Here is a 16,515-nt window from a genome sequence, read left to right as displayed (position 1 = left end):
AATCGGTATTATGACGCACGCTGCAGCAACGCCTCGGCGCCATTAACGCTTTTTTTCATTTGTGACATGACAGTCCCCACCGGTCTCATCGATGCGCAGCACATCACGCGCCGCGACGCCAGCAGCGGCAAGACACTGCTCGCGCCGACCGACTTCAGCCTCGCCGCGGGATCGCGAATTGCTATCACGGGACCGTCGGGTTCCGGCAAGAGCGTGCTGCTGCGCGCGCTCGCGTTGCTCGATCCGCTCGACGGCGGCCACATCATGTGGCGCGGCAAGCGGGTGAGGCGCGGCGCGATGCCGCGCTACCGGCGCAGCATCGCGTACGTGCGCCAGCGGCCCGCGCAGATGGACGGTACCGTCGAAGCGCAATTGCGCTACCCGTACTCGCTCGCGATCTATCGCGACGTGACCTTCGACCGCACGCGTGCGGAAGCGCTCGCGGCGCGCGCCGGTCGCGGCGCCGACTTTCTCGACAAGCGTGCGAGCGAACTGTCGGGCGGCGAGGCACAGATCGCCGCGCTTTTGCGCGTGCTGCAGCTCGATCCCGACGTGCTGCTGCTCGACGAGCCGACGTCCGCGCTCGATCCCGATTCGACGCGCGCGATCGAAGCGCTCGTCGGCGCCTGGTTCGACGCGGCGTCCGACGCGCGCGCGTACATGTGGATCTCGCACGATCCGGCGCAGGCCGCACGGATCGGCACGATGCGGCTCGTGATGCAGGCCGGCGTGCTGCACACGGCGAGCGCGACGGAGGCTGCGCAATGAGCCCGGCACTGCAGGACCTGAGTCTCGTCGACGTCGGCATCGCCGCCGCGCTGGTCGCGGTCAACGGCGCGATCTCGGCTGCGCTGTCGCTCGGCCTCGGACGCAAGCTCGCGCTTGCCGCCGTGCGCACCGTCGTGCAGCTGCTCGCGATCGGCTACGTGCTCGGCTGGGTGTTCGGCCATCCACACTGGACCGTCGTGCTGCCGCTCACCGCGTTGATGACGCTGATCGCGGGCTTCGCGGGCGCCGGTCGCGGCAGGCACGCCTATCGCGGACAACGCATCGACAGCATCGCGTCGATCTGGTTCAGCAGCTGGTTCGTCGCGGCCATCGGCCTGTTCGTCGTGATCCGCATTCATCCGTGGTACGCGCCGCAGTATGCGATCCCGATCCTCGGGATGATCCTCGGCAATACGCTCACCGGCGTGTCGCTGGGCGTCGAACGGATGATGGAGGAACTGACCGCGCGGCGCGACCGCGTCGAGACCGCGCTCGCACTCGGCGCAACGCGCTGGGAAGCCGCGCAGGACGCCGCGCGCCAGGCCGTGCGCGCGGGCATGCTGCCGACGCTCAACCAGATGGCCGTCGTCGGCGTCGTGAGCCTGCCGGGGATGATGACCGGTCAGGTGCTGGCCGGCCAGTCGCCGCTGCAGGCCGTGCGCTACCAGATCGTGATCATGTTCCTGATCGCCGCGGCGTCCGCACTCGGCACCGTCGGCGCGGTGCTGATGACGTATCGCCGGCTGTTCTCGGCCGATCACCGCTTTCTCGCATCGCGGCTCGAGGAACGCGCGCATTGACACGCATTGACGCCCGGTGCAGCAACACGCACGCGGCATCCGTGCGACCCGCCGTCAGCGGGCGGGACGACGCTTGTCGAGCGCATGCGATGTTTCATCGTCATGTCGTTCGGAAATGTTCGGAAAAGAGAAGGAGGATGCCGCGAAGATAGCGTGACACCCGCATGAGGTCACGCACGCCGCCGGGAAAATGGCCGCGCTGGCAGCGCACACCCGGCTTGGCGAAGTCGAGCACCAAACGATGGAGCCCGACGCCGCGCGCCACGAAACCGTCACGCGCGGCCCTGCACGGATCGACCGGATACGCCCCGGCGTTGGTTGCGCGCGCACCGGAGGCGGCCGGCCCGCGCGCACCGCTCAGTGCTTGATCGACACCGTCACCTTGGTGCCGTCGCTCATCGTGACGGACTTCGAACCGCCATTGGTCGAGATCGACACCCACTTGACCTGGCTCACCGATACGACGTCCGGGCATTGCAACGACTTGCCGCCCGCGCTTACGGTGCGCGCGCCTTTCGGCGCGGCCGCCTGGAAGCTCATCTGCACGTTCGCGGTCCCCTTCGCGTCGACCGATGGCGCGAGCCGCACCTGGGTCTGGCGCACCATCGCGCCGTTCGCGTCGCGCGGCAGGTTGTCGGCGTTCGGGCAACCGTCCGGCATCGCGACCGCGCCGCCCGGCGGCACCGACTTCCAGTTGAAGTCGTCCGTTTCACCCGAGCGGATCTTGCGGGTCTCCTGCGTATTGCCGAAGGTCTTCGAGTCGACCTTGACGGTGTATTCGAGCTGCCCTGTCCCGCCGCCCTTCAGGCTGCCCTTGACCGGCGGCGCCGCGAATACGCTCGCGCTGACGCACGCCGCCGCGAACACGGCCGACCACGATACGGCGACTGACAAGCTGCGTTGGCTCATGCTGACCTCCTTGTAATGCGGCGGCACGCGCGTGCCGCGCGGTTTTCGATGCATGATGCGTTGCCAGTCTACCGCCAAGCGGCATGCAGTGCGCCGCAAACGCATCGGGTGTTACCCCGCTTGCGTTCGCGGCGCGGCATCCCGTATGCGCGACGCCGGCTCAGAAGCCGCTCAGCACCAGCTTGCCGATCGCGCGCCCGGCCTCGAGCAGCTGGTGCGCGCGCCGCACGTTCGCCGCGTTGATCGTGCCGAGCTGTTCGCCGAGCGTCGTGCGCAGCGTGCCGCCGTCGACGAGCCGGGCCACCTCGCTCAGGATCTTGTGCTGCTCGATCATGTCCGGCGTCTCGAACATCGCGCGCGTGAACATGAATTCCCAGTGAAACGCAGCGCTCTTCGCCTTCAGCAGCTCGACCGGAACCGGCTTCCCGTTCTCGACGATCGTGCAGATGCCGCCCTGCGGCCGGATGACTTCCGCTGCGGCGGGGAAATGACGGTCCGTGTCGTTGAAGATCAGCACGTAATCGACGCTCGGATGGCCCATGTCACGCAACTGCGCGGGCAGGTCGCCGAAATGGTCGACCACGTCGTCCGCGCCGAGCGAGCGCACCCATTCGGCCGACGCCGGGCGCGACGCGGTCGCGATCACGCGCAGCCTGGCGAGCGTCTTCGCGAGTTGGATCGTGATCGAACCCACCCCGCCCGCGCCGCCGATGATCAGCACCGACTTGCCCGCGTCCGCGCCCTGCGGCGACACGCGCAGCCGGTCGAACAGCGCCTCCCACGCGGTCAGCGCGGTGAGCGGCAATGCGGCCGACGCCGCGAAATCGAGCGTACGCGGCTTGCGCGCGGCGATCCGCTCGTCGACTGCGTGGAATTCGCTGTTCGCGCCGGGGCGCGTGATGCTGCCCGCGTAGAACACCTCGTCGCCGGGCCGGAACAGCGTGACCTCGGCACCGACCGCGACGACCGTACCGGCCGCATCCCAGCCGAGCACGCGCGGCGTCTCCTCGACCTGCGGCTTCGGCGCGCGCACCTTGGTGTCGACCGGGTTCACGGAAATCGCCTCGACCTTCACGAGCAGGTCGCGCGGGCCCGGCACCGGTTGTGGCAGTTCCACGTCGACAAGCGCCTGCGGGTCGTCGATCGGCAGGTAACGAGTCAGTCCAACGGCTTTCATCACGAAACTCCTTCAGGGAAATCGGGCGGGCCGCGGCGCAGCCCCATGAGTGCCATCGTAGGCCTCCCGATCCTTCGAGAAAACCGCTATATTTCCTGAAACATTTTCAGGAATTTCAGAATAATGGCGTCCGATCCGATCCCGGCTCCCGACAAGCCGCTCGACCTGCTCGACGTCGGCCTGTTCGTGCGCGCCGCGCTGCTCGCGAACGTGAGCGCGGCCGGACGCGAGTTCGGCGTGTCGGCCGCGGTCGCCAGCGCGCGCATCGCGCAGCTCGAGCGCCAGCTCGGCGCGCGGTTGCTGCATCGCACCACACGCCGCATCAGCCTCACGCAGGACGGCGAAGTCTTCATGGCCCGCGCCGAGGCGCTGCTGTCGGCCGCCGACGCCGCGCGCGCGTCGGTCGGCCACGGCCGAAACGAGCCTTATGGACGGCTCAAGGTGTCGATGTCGTCGTCGTTCGGCCGCCAGCACGTCGCGCCCGTGATTCCCGCGTTCCTGCGCCGCTATCCGTCCGTGTCGCTCGACCTGCGGCTGTCCGACGAGATCGTCGATCTCGTCGACGACGGCTACGACGTCGCGATCCGCCTCGGCGCGCTGAAGGATTCGACGCTCGTCGCGCGCAAGCTCGCCGCGAACCGGCGCGTGCTGTGCTGCTCGCCCGCGTATCTCGCCGAACACGGCACGCCGCGCCATCCGGCCGATCTCGCGCAGCACGAATGCGTGATCCTCGGCGACCAGCGCGACTGGTCGTTCGTCACGCCGCAGGGTCCGCTCACCGTGCGGGTCGGCGGCCGGCTCGTCGCGAGCAACGGCGAGGCGATCCGCGAAGCGCTCGTCGACGGCTTCGGCATCGCGATCAAGTCGACCTGGGATGTCGGCCCACTGCTTGCGAGCGGCGCGCTCGTCACCGTGCTCGACGACTACCCGTTCGCGAACGACGTCGCGATCTGGGCCGTCTATCCGAGCCGCGCGCACGTGCCGCTGAAGACGCTCGCGTTCATCGCGTTCCTGGCCGAACACTTCGGCGATCCGCCTTACTGGGATCGCGCGGACGGACCATCACCCCAATAGCCCAAAGCCCGCAGGGCCCGGCGAAGCGCCGCGTACGGCTCGCGGCACGGCGACCGCGCGGCGCCCCGGCAGGTATCCGATAGCTATCGGGTAGCTATCGGATACCAACCGGCTACAATGGCGCGTTCGCAACGCAGCGGCCCGACGCCGGACGGGGCCCGCGTTCGCAGGCGGCCGCACGCCGGCCGGCCGCGCACGCGTTTCATTCGCTTCCAATCATTCCGCCATGACCCACAACCTCGTCATCCAGAGTCTCGCGCCGCTGTCGGACGCGCATCACAAACCGCTGCTCGCGCTGTCGCGCGGCACCCGCATCGTGCAGACCGACGATCACGCGCTGCGCATCGAAAACGCGAACCCCACGCAGCGTCTCGACATCGACGCGTACTGCGGCACGCATGCGCTCGACTTCGGCTTCGTCGAAGCCGGCCACACGCTCGGCGATTTCGGGCTCGTCGTGATGGATATGGATTCGACGCTGATCACGATCGAATGCATCGACGAGATCGCCGATTTCTGCGGGCTCAAGACGCAGGTCGCGGAGATCACCGAAGCGTCGATGCGCGGCGAGATCCGCGACTTCAACGAGAGCCTCACGCGCCGCGTCGCGCTGCTCGCGGGGCTTGACGCGCAGGCGCTCGAGCGCGTGTACGAGGAGCGGCTGCAGTTGTCGCCGGGCGCGGAAACGATGCTCGCCGGCGTGAAGGCCGCGGGCATGAAGACGCTGCTCGTGTCGGGCGGCTTCACGTTCTTCACCGAGCGGCTCAAGGCGCGCCTCGGCCTCGACTACACGCATGCGAACACACTCGAGATCGTCGACGGCAAGCTGACCGGCAAGGTGCTCGGCGAGATCGTCAACGCGGACGTGAAGGCGCGCATGCTGCGCGATACCTGCGCATCGCTCGGCCTTGAGCCGAGCCGCGCGATCGCGATGGGCGACGGGTCGAACGACCTGAAGATGATGGCCGAGGCCGGGCTGTCGGTCGCGTTCCATGCAAAGCCCGTCGTGCGCGATGCGGCGACCGTCGCATTCGACCATGTCGGCCTCGACGGGCTGCTGCGGCTGTTCTGATCCGCACGAGCCGCCCATGAAAAACGCCGGCGCGATGTTGCATCGCGCCGGCGTTTTGTCGTTCCGATTCGGTTTCGTTATCGGCCGAGCGTCGCCTGCAGCGCGCGCTCGATGTCCGCGCGCAGGTCGGCTTCGGCTTCGAGACCGATGTAGAAGCGCACCAGCGTGCCGCGATGCGGCCAGTCCGCACGCATCGACGCCACGTCGTAGGGCATCGCGAGGCTGCACGCGCCGCCCCAGCTCCAGCCGATCGCGAACAGCTCGAGCGCTTCGACGAAACGATCGATCTGCTCGCTGCCGTAGCGTTCGTCGAACACCACCGAGAACAGCCCGCCCGCGCCGGTGAAGTCGCGCACGAATGACGCGTGTCCCGGGCAGTCGGGCAGTTGCGGATGCAGCACCGCCGCGATCTCCGGCCGCGCCTTCAGCCATTGCGCGAGCGCAAGCGCGCTCTTGCTGTGCGCATCGAAGCGCACCTGCATGCTCGGCAGGCTGCGCAGCACGAGCGAGCAATCGTCGACCGACACACCGATCCCGCAGCGCATCCGCGCGAGCTTCAGTTGTGCGTGCAGTTCCGCGTTCGCGGTGATCGTCGCCCCCATCAGCACGTCGCTGCCGCCCGACTGATACTTCGTCAGTGCCTGCACCGAGATGTCGACGCCATGCTCGAACGGCTTGAACGCGAGCCCGGCCGAATACGTGTTGTCGATCGCGGTGACGATGCCGCGCGCCTGCGCGACCGTCGTGATCGCGCGCACGTCGGGCACTTCCATCGTCACCGAGCCCGGCGCCTCGATCCAGATCAGCCGCGTGCTCGGCTGGATCAGGTCGGCAATCCCCGCGCCGACGAGCGGATCGTAGAAGCGCGCGGTGATGCCGAAATCCTTCGCGAGCCAGTTGCCGAAATCGGCGTTCGGTCCGTAGATGTTGTGCGGGATCAGCACGTCGTCACCCGCCTTCACGATCCCGAAATAGACGTTCATGATCGCCGCGAGGCCCGACGGCTGCAGCAGCGCGTGCGTGCCGCCCTCGATCTCGGCGAGCCGCTGCGCGAGCGCGAGCGACGTCGGGGTCGCATGCAGCCCGTAGCGCCACTGGTTGTCGTTGTGCCAGACCAGCGCGCGCATCGTCGCGAGATCGGGGAACACGACCGTCGATGCACGCGCGACCGGCGGCACGAACGAACGGAAGCCTTCCGGAATGACGTCGTCGGGTTGAACGATGCGGGTCTGGAGTGCGCGCTTCGGAGTGGATGCAGTCATAGGGCAGGAGGCCGGTAAAAAGGCCGTTCGGTTGCGGAAGATGGGGCTAGATTAGCCAAAATCGGCGCGGTTGGCCCGGTACAATGCGCGCCGCACGCACCGAGCCAGCGCGTACTCAGTCGTCGGTGCGCAGGTTGACGACGCCGCCGACCGTCTCGATTTCCTGTACGCGGCCGTCGCGTACCTGCAGCGCCGCGCGCTTGCCCGGCGCCGGGCGCAGCACGACGGGCTGCGGATCCGATTCATCCGAGTTCATCCGGTCGGCCTTCAGGTCGCCCGTCGAGTCGAAGCGACCGATCCACACGCCCGTGATGTTCGTGCCGTCGTTCGATTCCTCGATTTCGAGCGTGTCGCCGTCACGATCGCCGGCGAGCAGGATCACCTCGCCCGTGTCCGCGAACTGGTATTCGCCGTGCACGCCCTCCTCGTCCGTCTTCGGGCCGAGATGCACGACGATCGGCCGGTCGCCGAGCGTGCCCTCGTAGCGCGGCAGGCGGGCGAATTCCGGGTTCGGCCGCAGCGGCCGTGCGGGCGCCGCTTCATCCTGCTGCGCGCCCGGCGCGACAGCCTGCGCCGCGACCGCACCCGGCATCGCAAGGCCCGCCGTCAGCGCGCCGGCAATCACCAGCGCCCGTTGCCATTCCGAATATCGACCCACCTTGTATTGCTCCTTGCTTCAGATTCGCTCGACAATCGCGACGATACGCCGCTCGTCGCCAATGCACATCGTCACGAGCGTATAGCGACCACCATGCGAAAGCACTGATGCGGCACGCACACCCGCCCGCGCCCGTTCACGTCGCCCGTCATTCGGGTATGCGAATGAGTGCGTCGCGCGGCCGGCGTGCGTGATCCGCGTCAGCCCTGCATCAGGCGTTCCACCGCATCGCGGTGCGGAATCGGCGCGACCGCGCCGTAGCCCGTGGTCGACAGCGCCGCCGCCGCGTTCGCATAACGCGCGGCCGCGAACGGATCGTCGCCCGCGACGATCCGTGCCACGAACGCGCCGCCGAAGCAGTCGCCCGCGCCCGTGGCGTCGACGGCCGCAACCGCGAAGCCCGGCACCACACGCCGTTCGTTCGGGGTCGCAACGTACGCACCTTCCTTGCCGAGCTTCAGCGCGACGATCTGCGGCCCGTGCTCGAGCATCGCATCGACGATCGCGTCGCGGTCGTTCGCGCCCGTGAGCGCCGTGACGTCGTCCCAGCTGGGCAGGCAGATGTCCGTCAGGCGCAGCGCCTCGCGCATCACCGCACGGGCGCGCGGCAGCGGCCACAGCTTCAGGCGCAGGTTCGTGTCGAAACTGACCTGCGCGCCGTTGCTGCGTGCATGGTCGATCGCCGCGAACGCGGCGTCGCACGCGGCCGTGCTGATCGCGAGACTGATGCCCGACAGGTGCACGGCCTTCGCCGCGGCCAGCGCCTCGAGCGGCAGGTCGGTCACCGCGTAGCGGCTCGCCGCGGAGCCCGCGCGCAGATAGTCGAACTGGTGGCCGTCGGCGCCGTGCGTGACGAAATACACGCCGGTCGGCGCCGTACGGTCGATCCGCACGTACGTCGTGTCGACGTGCTCCGCCGCCCACATGTCGGTCAGCAAGCGGCCGAACGGATCGTCGCCGATCGCCGACACGAAGCCGGTCGACGCACCCTGGCGCGCCGCGGCGATGCAGAAGTTCGACGTGTCGCCGCCGAAGCCCTGCAGGAACTCCGGACGGCCCGGCTGCGACTGGTTGAATTCGATCATCGCCTCGCCGAGCGCGAGGATCTGCGGAAATGCGGCGGTCATCGCTTAAACCTCGCCCCACAGGTCGTGGCCGTCCGCGCCCGTGATCTTCACCGACACGAAGTCGCCAACCTTGTAGCGCTTCGACGCCTTCGTCGCCGGCTCGACATAGACGACGCCGTCGATCTCCGGCGCATCCGCCGCCGTGCGGCCGATGCCGCCTTCTTCGCTGACTTCGTCGATCAGCACCTTGAGGGTCTTGCCGACCTTGCGCTGGATGCGCTGCGCCGATACCTCCTCGGCGACTTCCATGAAGCGCGCGCGGCGTTCCTCGCGAACGTCGTCCGGCAGCGCGCCGTCCAGTTCGTTCGCGGTCGCGCCTTCGACCGGCGAATACGCAAAGCAGCCGACGCGATCGAGTTCCGCCTCGCGGATGAAGTCGAGCAGCGTTTCGAACTGCTCTTCCGTCTCACCGGGGAAGCCGGCGATGAACGTGCTGCGGATCGTCAGGTCCGGGCAGATCTCGCGCCACTTCTGCACGCGCTCGAGCACCTTCTCCGCGTTCGCCGGCCGCTTCATGCGCTTCAGCACTTCCGGATGCGCGTGCTGGAACGGCACGTCGAGATACGGCAGCACATGGCCCTTGAACGGGCCTTCGGCCATCAGCGGAATGACTTCGTCGACGCTCGGATACGGATACACGTAGTGCAGGCGCACCCATGCGCCGTACTGCGCGGCGAGTTCGCCGAGCGCGGCGACCAGGTCGGTCATGCGCGTCTTGATCGGCTTGCCGTTCCAGAAGCCCGTGCGGTACTTCACGTCGACGCCGTACGCGCTCGTGTCCTGCGAGATCACGAGCAGTTCCTTCACGCCCGACTTGAACAGGTTTTCCGCCTCGAGCATCACTTCGGCGACCGGACGCGACACGAGATCGCCGCGCATCGACGGGATGATGCAGAACGTGCAGCGGTGGTTGCAGCCTTCGGAAATCTTCAGGTATGCGTAGTGACGCGGCGTGAGCTTGATGCCGGCGGCCGGCACGAGGTCGGTGAACGGGTCGTGCGGCTTCGGCAGGTGCGAATGCACGGCCTGCATCACTTCGCCCACCGCGTGCGGGCCGGTGACGGCGAGCACCTTCGGATGGACTTCCTCGATGAGGTTCGAGCCGCTGGCGCTCGACTTCGCGCCGAGGCAGCCGGTGACGATCACCTTGCCGTTCTCGGTCAGCGCTTCGCCGATCGCGTCGAGGCTTTCCTGCACGGCTTCGTCGATGAAACCGCAGGTGTTGACGACGACGAGGTCGGCGCCATCGTAGGTGCCGGAGATTTCATAACCTTCGGCACGCAGCTGCGTGATGATTTGTTCGGAGTCGACGAGGGCCTTCGGGCACCCGAGGGATACCATACCTATACGCGGGGCCGATGAAATTTTCTGAGACATCTGGGAGTGTGGGGCGTGGCAGCAAAAGCGAGAGTTTACAGCTATTTACGGTTCAGCGACCCAAAACAAGCGGCCGGCGGCAGCATAGACCGCCAGCTCGAGTATGCCGCTCGTTGGGCCGCCGACCACGGGATGGAACTGGATGCGTCCCTATCACTTCGGGATGAGGGGCTGTCGGCCTACCATCAGCGCCACGTCCGACAAGGCGCGCTCGGCGTTTTCCTACGCGCCATCGAGGATAGTCAGGTACCGGACGGCTCCGTGCTGATCGTTGAGGGTCTGGACCGATTGAGCCGGGCTGAGCCGCTACAGGCACAGTCGCAGCTCGCACAAATCGTAAACGCCGGCATCACCGTCGTGACCGCCAGCGACGGCCGGGAGTACAACCGCGAGCGCCTCAAGGCGCAGCCGATGGATCTCGTATACAGCCTGTTGGTCATGATTCGCGCGCACGAGGAATCAGACACGAAAAGCAAGCGCGTGAAGGCGGCGATCCGCCGGCAGTGTCAGGGCTGGATCGCCGGCACGTGGCGCGCGCCGATCCGGGTCGGGAAGGATCCGCAGTGGGTCCGGGAAGGCGAAGGCGGCCGGTTTGAACTGATACCGGAGCGCGCTGCGGCAGTCCGCCTGGTCGTCGAAATGTTCAAACAGGGGCACGGCGCCGTTCGGACGATTCGCGAGCTGAGCGAGCGCGGACTCGCAGTGACCGAGAGCGGCCGCATGGCTGCGTCGCACATCTACAAGATTCTCGCAAACCGAATGCTCGTCGGTGAAAAGTCCGTAGAGCTCGACGGTGAGACGTACCGCCTCGAGGGGTACTACCCGGCCCTGCTCTCCGCCGAGGAGTTTGCCGACCTGCGCTATCTCGCGGAGCAACGCGGCCGGCGCAAGGGCAAGGGCGAGATTCCCGGCGTTGTAACCGGGCTCGGTATCACCCACTGCGGATACTGCGGCGCGGCAATCGTGGCGCAAAACCTCATGAGTCGCAAACGTATGGCGGACGGACGCCCCGCTCCGGGTCACCGCCGGCTGCACTGCGTCACGTATAGCACCGGCGCCGGTTGCAAAGTCAGCGGCAGCTGCAGCGTTGTGCCGGTCGAGCGGGCGCTGATGCTGTATTGCTCAGACCAGATGAATTTGACGCGCCTGCTCGAGGGCGATGGCGGAACTGCGGCGCTGAGCGCGCAGCTGGCAAGCGCGCGGCAGCGCGTCGCCGAGCTCGAAGCGCAGGTCCAGCGCGTCACTGACGCCTTGCTGGTGGACGACGGCGACGCGCCTGCCGCCGTGCTACGCCGCCTCCGTGAGCTGGAAAGCCGGCTCTTGATCGAACGCCGTGACGTCGACTCGTTCGAGCATCATCTCGCCGCGTCGGCGGCGAACGTCACGCCAGCCGCCGCAGATGCGTGGCGGGAACTGGTGCACGGCGTCGAGCATCTCGACTACGACGCCCGCATGCTGGCCCGCCAGCTTGTCGCGGATACATTCTCGCGGATCGTGATTTACCAATCCGGCTTCCGGCCCGACGCAGACGACGGGACCATCGGCGTTGTTCTCGTCGCGAAACGCGGCACCATACGCATGCTCCACGTCGATCGCAAAACGGGAGAGTGGCGCGCCGCAGAAGAAATCGATGTCAATAAAATGTTGATAGATTAATCTATAGTCTCCATCAAAAAAATCGCTTACTCTTGAAAATCTGCTTCATGCAGAAGAAGATTTTCGACAAACACACGACGGGGTTTACAGCGATGGCGATTTATTTTTATACAAGCGATCCTAGCGGCCTTCTCGCCAGCTTTAAGAAAAAAATTTCTCAAGATGAACAAGAGGGGAAAATTACAACTTGGGAAGAAAAAGACGGCGCCTTCACCCATAAGGCAAAGGAGTGGAAGTATGAGGCCTGGTTCAGACCGTCGATCGAAGAGGGAAAGAATTTGACCTTCAACATCGTGAAATCAAAAGAGAATGAGGGAGTTTCGAGGGTTGCCTATGGCTACTACCACGGCCATTTGACAGAGACGTTTCTCAACCATTTTGATAAGCTCTTTTCGTCGGCTCAGTCCACCGCACTTGCGACAACTGGAGACATCGTCTCCAGCCCGAAGAAATAAGAAAAGAATATTATAACCAAGGGTAAACACGGGCAGATACTGTTTATCACTTGGATTCGGCCGACATTTCGTCGGCCGGATAAAGCTGCAGCATCGCACGCGCGGCCTCGACATTCGGCGTCGTCAGCCATTCCTCCCAGTCTTCCGGCCGCAGGATCACAACCGAGCGCTTCTCGTCTCCGGGCCGGTGCATGTGCTTCATGATCGGGTGCTCGTCGCCATTCACCGTGATCATAGCCATGGTGTGCTGCTCGGTGCCGTCCGGGCGTTGGAGTGTCCGCCAGATGCCCGTGACGACGAGGCACTCTGCTCGGGCGATCGCCTGCTGGCGCTCCTGACCGAGGCCACTGACGGCCGCACATTCGCGCAGCGCGGAGTCGAACGGTGATCGCATCGGACCTGCTCACCAGGCGGGAATTCCAGTTCTCGGGGGAGCGCACGCCGGATGTGCCGATCGCGCTGGCCACGCGCGCGAGCGCGTCGATTCCGCTGGTGTTCGCGCCGGTGGCGGCAGCCGGCGCGCTGCTCGTCGACGGCGGCACGACCGACAACATGCCGGTGAGCAATCTGGTCGTCGACAGCGTGCCACGGCTCGGCGTGTTTCTGCGCTCCGACGACGCTGATCTGCCGCCGGTCAATTGCGGCCTGCGCACGCTCGCGCCGCGCATCATAGACCTGATGCTCGCGTCGAACGAGACGGCGCGGATCGCTGCAGACCGGCTGGCCGACGCGACGATCGTCGACGTGCTGACCGGCTTCGCCAGCTCGTTCGATCGCAACATGGCGGCCGCAACGCGCCAGCGGCTCTACGACTACGGCTATCGGGCGGTAGAAGATGCGTTGCTGGCGGCGAAGTAGGGCGACTTACGACGAATCCCCGTTGGCATGGTGTCGAGTCGCGTAATGGCTAGGATATCCACTTTGACTATGAAGTGGATACCCTTCTATTTCAAAAATTATCGAAAAATGTCAATAAATCAACTACAGAAGTGACATCAGATACTCAAGCTCTCGACGATATTTTTTGTTCGCATCGTACACTTCAAGTCGTTTTTTCGGCTCAATCGTGTAGCTCCTTCCGATCTGAAGCTTTGGAATGGGAATACCCAATGCCCCGCTAATTCTGCCGGATGAGGTGAAGTCATCGGTAATGGCAAATGAATCTTCCGGGTTCTTGTCGAACAGGTGAGCGTAGCGACTTGCGACAGAATATGCTCGCTCGATGAAAGATAAAGATGCTCGGTCTTTCGTTTTTTTCACATTGCTGCGTGCGCCAACCATTGTCATTACGATAGCCACTACCTTGGGAGGCTTCAAATCTCCGCCCCGTTTCAACCATTGGTTGAAGTCGCTGGCCGGGTTTCCGAGCATGTCAAGCGTTAATTCAAGGGACTTAATCGAATGCTCATCGACGCGTACGGGTATAATCAACGCATCGCTAGCACACCACGCAAGGTGCGTAGCTCCGGTATAGAACGGGCTGCAATCTATTAACTGAAGATCACATTTTTTGAGGTCAGATTCTTTGTCGAGAGTTGCCTTGATGGTGTATAAGATGTTTCTTACTTTTTGCTCTGAGTTTACTGGCTGCGTTGAGGCAAGTTGAAGTTGTTGATAAAGCGAACTGGCGAATGCGAATAGCCCTGGGCTGCTCGGAATAAAATATGAAGCCTTTATTCCCTTGAATTCATCGTTTTTGCCGCTGATAAGATACGATATGTCGTCTGGTATATCGCCAAATGCGGGACCAAGAAGTCGAGGCTGAATTGCATCATAAATATTCACAGCCAGTTCGTCTTTCGAGTTATTGAGGCTGTCGGTGAGATTGCCTTGCGCACATAGATCGGCAACTAGAGTGCTTTTATTCAGCGCCATAAGGTACGCGAGGTTGAAGCTCAAAGTGGATTTGCCGATCCCTCCGCGCAAATTGCTTACGCAGTAGCTCCTGTAACTAAACTTCGCTACAGGATGCTGGTTATCAGCCAGCGAATTCTCGTGATTGAAAATAATTTTCTCCAACCCGCTTTCCATGGCTGCGCCTCCGTGCGTTGAGATGTGTTGACGCGAGGATACCACGGTGAGGTGCGGGTAAGTGAGAAATGTGTGGTTTAAACGAAAAAGCGTGGTTTCGATTGGAAGGCGCGGTTGAGCTGATGGAGTGAGGGGGATGTGCAGATGTGCGGTTGAGTCGTAAAAATGCGCTCGCGACTCGGCGCCCGGGCTGCGATACGGACCCGGGCCACGCCGGCGCGTACAACGGCGACTTCCCGAGGTTGTCGTCGCGCACGTTCATCGTGCTGCGCATGATCGGTGGCTTGCGGCCCTGCTCCTTCGCCGTCTCGGCATTGGCCTTCTGCAGCGCCCGCGGCCAGAAACCGAAGCCGGCAATCAGCGGCGTGAACTGCCCGTCGATGCTGGCCACGATCGGCGCGTCATAGTCCTGGTAGATCTCGGGCTTCCACGGCGTCCAGCGGTACAGGTCGACGAAACTGTCGATCCTCAGCTCGCTGAGCCCGGATTCTTCGCCAGGCGCGCGGTAGTTTGTGCACATTGCCGCCCCTATTTTCGTTCTTGACGGGACTATCTTATCGCTCGATATACTGTATATCCATGCAGTATTTGGCTCAGTGCCATGCAGCACTATTTCATCCTCAACGACCAGCACGAGCCGGTAGAGGTCGACCTTCCGACGTACTGTCAGTCGAACAGCAACATCGCCGACACAACGGTCGCGGCGAACACGCGCGTGTGGACGATATTCCTGGGGACCACCCGAGATCAGGATCCGCCCGAGCAGCCGTACTTTGTCCACTACGTGTTCGAGCCTGGATCGCTATATCGAACTGTCGACACGTATGGCTACCACGAAGCGGTCGCGCGGCACGGCCGCATCGTCGAGTGGTTGACGAAGCGCGCCGAGTTGCGAGCTCAGCGCGCCGCCGCCATCAAGGCGCCGTAGTCACGCTCGCACTGCTGGCCGGCGATGCGGGCGCGGTCAGCGTATTCCGCCAGCTCTCCCGCGCGGTCGTCAATGCTGCCGAGCACGTCGGCAAGCAGATCGAGGGCGTCACCGGTTGTCGGGCCTCCGGGCGCAGCGGAGGGATGGTGAGCCCGTGCGACGAGCCCGGCGACTTGTTTGCGCAGGCGGTCAGCAGCAGAAGCGGCAGCATCAGCGGCAGCGCGCGCCTGATCACGTAGTTTCGAAGCATCTACAGCATTCTCCTGTTGTTGGCGAGCGATCCGGTCGCTCTCGTCGCGCTCGGCGACAAGATCCTGGATGCGCTTCGCCTGCGTTTCCACCGTGGACGATTGGTCGGCGTCACGATGCCCTTTGATGTAGCCGCCGGCCGCGCCGACGGCGACAGCTACGACGGCGGCCGCGAGGAACTTACTGTCCATTGCCGTTTTCCGGTTGCGCCGGCGTGCGGCCGATGAAGCGCTGCGCCGCTGCCTCGAGAACAGACTGTCCGAGGATGCCGATAGCCGACGCGACGCCGATCAGCGCCGTCGGCTCCAGTTCCTTGAACATGATCAGGATCGCGCCGGCGCTCGACGACAACCCGGCCCCGATGATCATTCGGCCGAGCAGGATGCGCACGGTCAGCCGCTCACCGCCGACGAGCAGCTTCCCCAACCCGATCACCGCGCCGAGCACCACCAGCGTCAGGAATTCTTTTTCGTGTACGTTCAACTGCATATCCCCTCCATCAACGCGCGAGTTCGAAGTGCACGCCGTCCTTCAGCGTCTTCCAGTCACCGCCCCACACGATGGGAATGCCCAGTTCACCGGCCGCCTGCTTGAACGCGCGAGCAATGTCCTCGTAGTACTTCCACTCCCACGTGCCGGAGCCACTCACGTAGGCCATGACGTCCACCGCATCGCCAGTCAGGTGACGACTGTTCATCGTTTGGCTTTTCTTCGCGGCGACCAGCTCGCGCTGGCGCGCCTGTGTTCGCAGCCCTTCGATCACGCCGAAGTCCACCGACGACAGTTCCAGCGCGCGCCGGACCACTTTCACGAGCTGCTCTTTCACGCCGACGAGATTCGCCTCGCTGCGCCGGCTGAACTTGAAACGGGATGCTTCCATTACGACACCTCTACAGAAGGCGGCCGCACTCGGCGGCCGTAAACGAAAAAACCGCCCGAAGGCGGTCGTGGTGATTGCGCGCAGATTTATGC

General features: G+C 64.6%; 19 protein-coding genes and 1 pseudogene. 8 read left to right on the top strand and 12 right to left on the bottom strand.

The features are described from left to right. The first annotated feature begins 66 nt into the window (after positions 1-66). Positions 67-768: an ATP-binding cassette domain-containing protein gene (locus DIE15_RS08605; protein ID WP_124832966.1), complete on the top strand. Its 702-nt coding sequence runs from the start codon at positions 67-69 to the stop codon at positions 766-768. Continuing rightward, positions 765-1,568: an ABC transporter permease gene (locus DIE15_RS08600; protein WP_057928899.1), complete on the top strand. Its 804-nt coding sequence runs from the start codon at positions 765-767 to the stop codon at positions 1,566-1,568. The genes DIE15_RS08605 and DIE15_RS08600 overlap by 4 nt, the downstream gene beginning before the upstream one ends. A 357-nt stretch (positions 1,569-1,925) precedes the next feature. On the opposite strand, the gene DIE15_RS08595 is transcribed toward DIE15_RS08600, so the two are convergent. Together DIE15_RS08595 and DIE15_RS08590 are read right to left on the bottom strand one after the other, a co-directional pair. Further along, the gene (locus tag DIE15_RS08595; protein ID WP_124832965.1) at positions 1,926-2,477 is read right to left on the bottom strand and encodes a DUF6013 family protein; all 552 of its coding nucleotides are present in this window, start codon (positions 2,475-2,477) and stop codon (positions 1,926-1,928) included. A gap of 160 nt (positions 2,478-2,637) precedes the next feature. After that, a complete protein-coding gene (locus tag DIE15_RS08590; protein WP_124832964.1) occupies positions 2,638-3,654 on the bottom strand; it encodes a zinc-binding alcohol dehydrogenase family protein in 1,017 nt (338 codons plus the stop codon). Positions 3,655-3,777: 123 nt separating this feature from the next. On the opposite strand from DIE15_RS08590, the gene DIE15_RS08585 reads away from it, so the two are divergent. Continuing rightward, the gene (locus DIE15_RS08585; protein ID WP_124832963.1) at positions 3,778-4,728 is read left to right on the top strand and encodes a LysR family transcriptional regulator; all 951 of its coding nucleotides are present in this window, start codon (positions 3,778-3,780) and stop codon (positions 4,726-4,728) included. A 226-nt stretch (positions 4,729-4,954) separates the two neighbouring features. Then, on the top strand, positions 4,955-5,800 hold the full coding sequence (gene serB / locus DIE15_RS08580) for a phosphoserine phosphatase SerB (protein ID WP_124832962.1): 846 nt from the start codon (positions 4,955-4,957) through the stop codon (positions 5,798-5,800). Positions 5,801-5,877: 77 nt separating this feature from the next. On the opposite strand, the gene DIE15_RS08575 is transcribed toward serB, so the two are convergent. The 4 genes from DIE15_RS08575 to rimO all read right to left on the bottom strand — a co-directional run bounded on the left by DIE15_RS08575 (position 5,878) and on the right by rimO (position 10,224). Next, positions 5,878-7,062: a cystathionine beta-lyase gene (locus DIE15_RS08575; protein WP_057928896.1), complete on the bottom strand. Its 1,185-nt coding sequence runs from the start codon at positions 7,060-7,062 to the stop codon at positions 5,878-5,880. Positions 7,063-7,177: 115 nt separating this feature from the next. Continuing rightward, positions 7,178-7,720, bottom strand: a complete 543-nt coding sequence (locus DIE15_RS08570) for a hypothetical protein (protein ID WP_124832961.1) — start codon at positions 7,718-7,720, stop codon at positions 7,178-7,180. A 200-nt stretch (positions 7,721-7,920) separates the two neighbouring features. Continuing rightward, positions 7,921-8,847: a sugar kinase gene (locus tag DIE15_RS08565; RefSeq protein ID WP_057928894.1), complete on the bottom strand. Its 927-nt coding sequence runs from the start codon at positions 8,845-8,847 to the stop codon at positions 7,921-7,923. A gap of 3 nt (positions 8,848-8,850) precedes the next feature. Beyond that, positions 8,851-10,224, bottom strand: coding sequence for a 30S ribosomal protein S12 methylthiotransferase RimO (gene rimO, locus DIE15_RS08560; protein WP_185734412.1), 1,374 nt, complete (start codon positions 10,222-10,224; stop codon positions 8,851-8,853). Positions 10,225-10,239: 15 nt separating this feature from the next. On the opposite strand from rimO, the gene DIE15_RS08555 reads away from it, so the two are divergent. Together DIE15_RS08555 and DIE15_RS08550 are read left to right on the top strand one after the other, a co-directional pair. Continuing rightward, on the top strand, positions 10,240-11,880 hold the full coding sequence (locus tag DIE15_RS08555; protein WP_124832960.1) for a recombinase family protein: 1,641 nt from the start codon (positions 10,240-10,242) through the stop codon (positions 11,878-11,880). A 47-nt stretch (positions 11,881-11,927) separates the two neighbouring features. Further along, the gene (locus DIE15_RS08550; protein ID WP_260428221.1) at positions 11,928-12,335 is read left to right on the top strand and encodes a hypothetical protein; all 408 of its coding nucleotides are present in this window, start codon (positions 11,928-11,930) and stop codon (positions 12,333-12,335) included. A 46-nt stretch (positions 12,336-12,381) separates the two neighbouring features. On the opposite strand, the pseudogene DIE15_RS08545 reads toward DIE15_RS08550, so the two are convergent. Then, positions 12,382-12,630 (bottom strand): annotated as a pseudogene (locus tag DIE15_RS08545) (SOS response-associated peptidase family protein); the annotation flags it as partial. An 89-nt stretch (positions 12,631-12,719) separates the two neighbouring features. On the opposite strand from DIE15_RS08545, the gene DIE15_RS38025 reads away from it, so the two are divergent. Beyond that, positions 12,720-13,193: a patatin-like phospholipase family protein gene (locus DIE15_RS38025; RefSeq protein ID WP_124832959.1), complete on the top strand. Its 474-nt coding sequence runs from the start codon at positions 12,720-12,722 to the stop codon at positions 13,191-13,193. A 123-nt stretch (positions 13,194-13,316) separates the two neighbouring features. On the opposite strand, the gene DIE15_RS08535 is transcribed toward DIE15_RS38025, so the two are convergent. Then, entirely contained in the window at positions 13,317-14,366 is a 1,050-nt protein-coding gene (locus tag DIE15_RS08535; RefSeq protein ID WP_124832958.1) for a ParA family protein, read from the bottom strand. Then, positions 14,314-14,886 carry a hypothetical protein gene (locus tag DIE15_RS37580; RefSeq protein ID WP_260428220.1) on the bottom strand — a complete coding sequence of 191 codons (573 nt, stop codon included), beginning with the start codon at positions 14,884-14,886 and terminating at the stop codon, positions 14,314-14,316. The genes DIE15_RS08535 and DIE15_RS37580 overlap by 53 nt, the downstream gene beginning before the upstream one ends. 81 nt (positions 14,887-14,967) lie before the next feature. On the opposite strand from DIE15_RS37580, the gene DIE15_RS08525 reads away from it, so the two are divergent. Continuing rightward, on the top strand, positions 14,968-15,294 hold the full coding sequence (locus DIE15_RS08525) for a hypothetical protein (protein ID WP_124832957.1): 327 nt from the start codon (positions 14,968-14,970) through the stop codon (positions 15,292-15,294). On the opposite strand, the gene DIE15_RS08520 is transcribed toward DIE15_RS08525, so the two are convergent. The 3 genes from DIE15_RS08520 to DIE15_RS08510 are packed head-to-tail and all read right to left on the bottom strand — an operon-like array spanning position 15,264 to position 16,423. After that, on the bottom strand, positions 15,264-15,734 hold the full coding sequence (locus tag DIE15_RS08520) for a DUF2514 family protein (protein WP_124832956.1): 471 nt from the start codon (positions 15,732-15,734) through the stop codon (positions 15,264-15,266). The genes DIE15_RS08525 and DIE15_RS08520 overlap by 31 nt on opposite strands. Beyond that, the gene (locus DIE15_RS08515; protein WP_124832955.1) at positions 15,724-16,032 is read right to left on the bottom strand and encodes a holin; all 309 of its coding nucleotides are present in this window, start codon (positions 16,030-16,032) and stop codon (positions 15,724-15,726) included. The genes DIE15_RS08520 and DIE15_RS08515 overlap by 11 nt, the downstream gene beginning before the upstream one ends. A gap of 10 nt (positions 16,033-16,042) precedes the next feature. After that, positions 16,043-16,423: a M15 family metallopeptidase gene (locus tag DIE15_RS08510; RefSeq protein WP_124832954.1), complete on the bottom strand. Its 381-nt coding sequence runs from the start codon at positions 16,421-16,423 to the stop codon at positions 16,043-16,045. Positions 16,424-16,515: the final 92 nt, after the last annotated feature.

The sequence above is a fragment of the Burkholderia sp. Bp9031 genome (genome assembly GCF_003857965.1).
In the GTDB taxonomy this organism is placed as follows: Bacteria; Pseudomonadota; Gammaproteobacteria; order Burkholderiales; family Burkholderiaceae; genus Burkholderia; species Burkholderia ambifaria_A.
The sequence above is the reverse complement of the archived record's forward strand: the minus strand, read 5'-3'. Positions and strand labels throughout refer to the sequence as shown.